We start from the raw sequence: 4,236 nt of genomic DNA, 5'->3' as shown, positions 1-4,236 counted from the left end.
GTCCACCTCGGTGCGCCCTGGTCGACGGCACGGCGTCAGCACGTGCCCGTCCTCCGTCCACGATCGCGCAGCGGTGCCGACCGCGTGCCGTGGACATGACGTGCCGTTGACATGACGGGATCTGCCTCGCTTCAGTCGATTCCTGACCCGTGATGATCATGGTTCTCGCCGGAAGGACGACCACCGGGAGGAAGCCCTACCCCGCTGAGTTCCGCCGCGATGTCGTCGCCGTGGCCTGGCAGGACGGGCAGTCACGAGCGCAGATCGCCCGTGCCTCCGGGATCCTCGAGTCCCGCCCGAACCGCTGGCTGAAGGCCGCCAACCAGCACGACGGCCAGCCAGCCGCCACCAGCGCTCCCGCCGCCGGCGCCGACCTCGAGGCGGAGAACCGGGAGCTGCGGCGCCGGATCCAGCAGCTGGAGCAGGAGAACGACATCCTGCGCCGGGCGACGGCGTACTTCACCCGCGACGTCCTCCCAAGACGATCTCCCCGCTGGTCCGTGACCTCGCCGCCGATGGAGTACCTGTCGCGGTGACCGGGAGGCTTCCGTCGGCAGGGGAGAGTCCTTCTCCAGCCTGCTGCGGAAGAACGCCCTGAACCGCCGGCACTGAGCCAACCGGCAGGAGCTGCGCCTGACCGTCGTCACCTGGATCGAGCAGACCTACCACCGCCGGCGCCGACAGCAGGCGCTGGGTCGCCTGACGCCCATCGAGTACGAGACACTCCTCCCAGCCGCTCCCGCGGCCTGACCGCCCCTACCGACGAAAGTCAAGTGAAGTCGGGGCAGACCCCACCACCCCGGCGTCCATCTGGCGGTGGGCTTTGGCCGCCTGTCGGGGGGCGGGAGGTCGTGGACGATGGCGTGCAGCTCGCCGCGGGAGGCAGCGGGGACGGGTGGTCCGGTTTGGCGTTCTGGAATCACCCGTCCCGCGAGCCGGTGCTCAAGGGACGAAGGAGGCCAGCTGCTGGTCGAGCCAGGGGTAGAGCTTCTCGGCGGGTGTGTTCAGCTGCGACTTCAGGTGGCGCGTGGTGTCGTCGGCGAGGACCTCGAGCGAGCCGTCGGCGATGGCGTCGTAGGCCTGGGTGACCACGCTGGCAGGGCTGACCTTGGGCACGTCCCAGCCCGCGGCCATGGGGGTGTCGACCATCCCGACGAGCAGGCCGATGACGTGGGTGCCCTGAGCGCGCAGCTGCACCCGAAGGGCGTTGGTCGCTGACCACATCGCGGCCTTGGAGGCCGCGTAGCCGGTGGGGATGTTGATCCAGGCCGCGGCGGAGAGGACGTTGAGCAGGCTGCCTCCGCCGTGGGTGGCGAGGACGGGGGCGAAGGCGTTGGCCACGCGCAGGGTGCCGAAGAAGTTGGTCTCGAAGATCCGGCGAAGGTCGTCCTCGGGGCCGGCGATGGAGTCGCCGGCGGGGGCGATGCCGGCGTTGTTGATGAGCACGTCGACGTCGGCGGCGGTGGAGGCGGCGCGGGTGGCGTCGTCGGGGTCGGTGAGGTCGAGCTTCAGCGGGGTGATGCGGGAGTCGTTCCAGGTTCGGGAGGTGCGTGCAGCGGCGTAGACCTTCGCTGCGCCGCGCTGCAGGGCCTGGTGCACGAAGTGCTCGCCGAGTCCGCCGTTGGCGCCGGTGACGAGCACGGTGCGGCCGGTGAGGGGGTGGTTCATCTAGACTCCTCCGTGAAGTGGGGACTGTCCCCGCTGCCCATGATGTGGGGATTGTCCCCACTTGGTCAAGGAGGAGGGCGCGTGGTCCCCGTACCGCGAGGAGCTGATGGGGCACCTGAGCGGTTGCGCACCGCGGACAGCGGCGGCACGCCGCGCCCGCTGCGCGCTGATGCCCGGCGCAACCGCGAGGCGATCCTGCGCGCGGCGCGCGAGGCCTTCGAGGTGGAGGGTGTGCTGACCTCGCTGGACGGCATCGCCGCCCGCGCCGGGGTCGGCAACGCGACCCTCTACCGCAACTTCCCCACCCGCGATGACCTGCTGGCAGCGGTCATCCAGGACAGCATCACCGAGGCCCTGGCTGAGGCGGACGAGCTTTCCCGCACGCTCACCCCGCGCGCGGCGCTGGGGGAGTGGCTGGTGCTGCTGACGTGGCGGCTGCGCATCTGGCACGACTTGCCCTACTGCCTGGCCACCGCCCACGAGGACACCACCTCACCGGTTCAGTCGGCGTGCAACCCCCTGCTGCAGCAGACGGCAGCCCTCCTGGCCCGGGCGGGAGTCAGCGAGAAGACCCCCGGCGCGATCAGCGCCGAGGAGGTCTACGAACTGGTCCTTGCGCTGTCGTGGGCCGTGGACCGCTTCAAGGACGACGAGGTGGCCACCCGCCGCCGGGTGGGCATGGCGACGGCCGGGATCCTCGCCTGAGCTGAGTCCTCCTGAGTGTTCCGGCGGGGCTCGACGTGACCTCCGGTATGGCATCCGCACGTCGTCATGAGCGTGAAGTCGCCTCGGCACGTCTGCCGGGGTGCCGAGGTGCCGATGGGAAGCTGGTGCTGTAGAGGTCCACGAAGGCGCTGGCACTCTTCGCTCGAGGAGCGCGCGTGGACATGGCACCCGACGCCTCAGCGCCCGACCCGTCGACGCCCGACCTTCCCGCCGGCATCGGCCGCCCGGCGCTACGGGCACTGGCGGCTGCAGGAGTGAGCTCCCTGCATCATGGAAGCCGCCCACGGAAGGCCGACCTGCCGCGGATGCACAGGGTTGAGACCTCGGGTGCTGTCGATGCTGAAGGAAGCCTTGACCCGGGAAGGGTTGTCACTGCGCTCCGAGCATTGAGGCATCCACCCGCCTGCGCACGCGCGCGGATCGAGATGGCCGCTGAGTCCTCAGCAGCTCGGCCAGCGGGATGGCCGCGAAGTCGTCGAGCGGTCCGCTCATGTCGAGGTGCAGGTTGCTACAGGGTCTTCTCGAAGTGGTGGGCGGAGATGCGCAGCTGGTGGCGCATGTACAGCCGGTGGGCGGTGGCACGGTCAGCTCCGACGCCGGAGTCCAGGTGCAGTCCCTCACAGCCCAGGCGCCGTGCCTCTGCTTCGAGCCAGGTCAGCAGCTGGTCTGCGTAGCCGTTGCCGCGAGCCTGGGGGAGGGTGGAAACGTCGTCGACGTAGAGGTGGTGCCCCCACGCCAGGGCACGCACTTCGCGGAAGCCGGCGGTGGCGACTGCTTCGCCGGCTTGCCAGCCGGCCTCTTCGGCCTCGTCCACGCTGTCGGGGAAGACGCCGATGAGGCGGTAGCCGCCCGGGCGTAGCTGGGTGTCGATGACCTCGACCAGGCCGTCGCGGTCGTTCCAGCGCGGGCGCAGGGCCAGCATCGCCGCGGCCGCTAGGTGGGTCTGCCCGGCGGGGACCTCGCGCACGTCGCTCATGGTCGGCACCCTACCGATCGATGATCTTCGGGTTGCGCGGGTCGCTGGAGGTCCCGTGCGGTTGCCGACTCACGACCGCGTTGCGGGATGACCGTGAAGACGTCAACGAGCCTCAGGCGCCGGGTGGGTGGCCGCCCGTGCGATGAGCAGAGACCGCTCTGATCTGCTGCGCATCCTCGTCCAGGCGTTGCCTGTCCCGGTCCAGCGTCTTGGGGAGGTTCTCGACGGTCCAGCCGTCCCCGGTGTAGCGGGGGATGACGTGCAGGTGGAGGTGGGGGACCGTCTGGAAGGCGGCTTCGCCGTCGCACAGGAAGAGGTTGATCCCCTCCGGGTGGAACGTCGAGCGGCGCAAGGTGCGGGCCAGGTCGTGAGCCACCGCCCAGACCTGACCACCCGTGATCTTGTCCAGGTCTTCCAGGCCCACCGCGTGACGGCGCGGCACGACCAGGAGGTGCCCGGGGGTGACGGGGTAGCGGTCCATGAAGGCCACGACGCTCTCGTCCTCGTGGACCACGCTGGCTTCAGCCTCGTGCCGGGCGATGGCGCAGAAGATGCACTCCTGGGCTGCCGCGGTCGCGGTCGGTGTCATGGGCGCGACGGTTCCAGTACGTCGAGCCGGGTGCTACCCGATTGATGATCAGGTGGATCTCCTGGTGGACCGCTCTTCGACATGAGCGGACGTTGCGGCCAGAGCATCGGGTTGGACGTGGCGGTGGGGGGTCATGGCATGTGTAGCCGCTGGTGGCTACGATGTAGCCATGCGGAGCATCAATGCGCGCGAGCTGCGGAACGAGTACGCGAAGGTGTTGGCGGAGGTTGAGGCGGGGGAGTCGTTCACGATCTTGTCTCGGGGTCGTGCGGTGGCG

The 4,236-nt window shown here is 69.9% G+C and carries 4 protein-coding genes and 2 pseudogenes; 3 read left to right on the top strand and 3 right to left on the bottom strand.

From position 1 onward, the window contains the following. Window positions 1–152: 152 nt before the first annotated feature. Together GTQ99_RS27685 and GTQ99_RS27680 are read left to right on the top strand one after the other, a co-directional pair. Window positions 153–350 (top strand): annotated as a pseudogene (locus GTQ99_RS27685) (transposase); the annotation flags it as partial. Further along, window positions 351–547, top strand: a pseudogene (locus tag GTQ99_RS27680) (transposase); the annotation flags it as partial. A gap of 395 nt (window positions 548–942) precedes the next feature. Here GTQ99_RS27680 and GTQ99_RS20465 read toward each other — a convergent pair. Continuing rightward, window positions 943–1,668 carry an SDR family oxidoreductase gene (locus tag GTQ99_RS20465; protein ID WP_166617547.1) on the bottom strand — a complete coding sequence of 242 codons (726 nt, stop codon included), beginning with the start codon at window positions 1,666–1,668 and terminating at the stop codon, window positions 943–945. Window positions 1,669–1,749: 81 nt separating this feature from the next. Here GTQ99_RS20465 and GTQ99_RS20460 point away from each other — a divergent pair, with 81 nt between their 5' ends. Beyond that, on the top strand, window positions 1,750–2,373 hold the full coding sequence (locus GTQ99_RS20460) for a TetR/AcrR family transcriptional regulator (protein ID WP_338075154.1): 624 nt from the start codon (window positions 1,750–1,752) through the stop codon (window positions 2,371–2,373). A gap of 529 nt (window positions 2,374–2,902) precedes the next feature. Here GTQ99_RS20460 and GTQ99_RS20455 read toward each other — a convergent pair. Next, window positions 2,903–3,370 (bottom strand): GNAT family N-acetyltransferase, encoded by a 468-nt coding sequence (locus GTQ99_RS20455; protein WP_166617546.1) that lies wholly within the window; start codon window positions 3,368–3,370, stop codon window positions 2,903–2,905. A 112-nt stretch (window positions 3,371–3,482) separates the two neighbouring features. Then, entirely contained in the window at window positions 3,483–3,959 is a 477-nt protein-coding gene (locus tag GTQ99_RS20450) for an HIT family protein (RefSeq protein WP_166617545.1), read from the bottom strand. Window positions 3,960–4,236: the final 277 nt, after the last annotated feature.

The sequence above is a fragment of the Kineococcus vitellinus genome, assembly GCF_009906315.1.
Taxonomy (GTDB): domain Bacteria; phylum Actinomycetota; class Actinomycetes; order Actinomycetales; family Kineococcaceae; genus Kineococcus; species Kineococcus vitellinus.
This window is presented reverse-complemented; position numbering and strand designations above follow the sequence as displayed.

Bases quoted from the DNA above. Each gene is read 5' to 3' on its own strand.
- GTQ99_RS20465 (WP_166617547.1), bottom strand. From the start codon at position 1,668: ATGAACCACCCCCTCACCGGCCGCACCGTGCTCGTCACCGGCGCCAAC.
- GTQ99_RS20455 (WP_166617546.1), bottom strand. From the start codon at position 3,370: ATGAGCGACGTGCGCGAGGTCCCCGCCGGGCAGACCCACCTAGCGGCC.
- GTQ99_RS20450 (WP_166617545.1), bottom strand. From the start codon at position 3,959: ATGACACCGACCGCGACCGCGGCAGCCCAGGAGTGCATCTTCTGCGCC.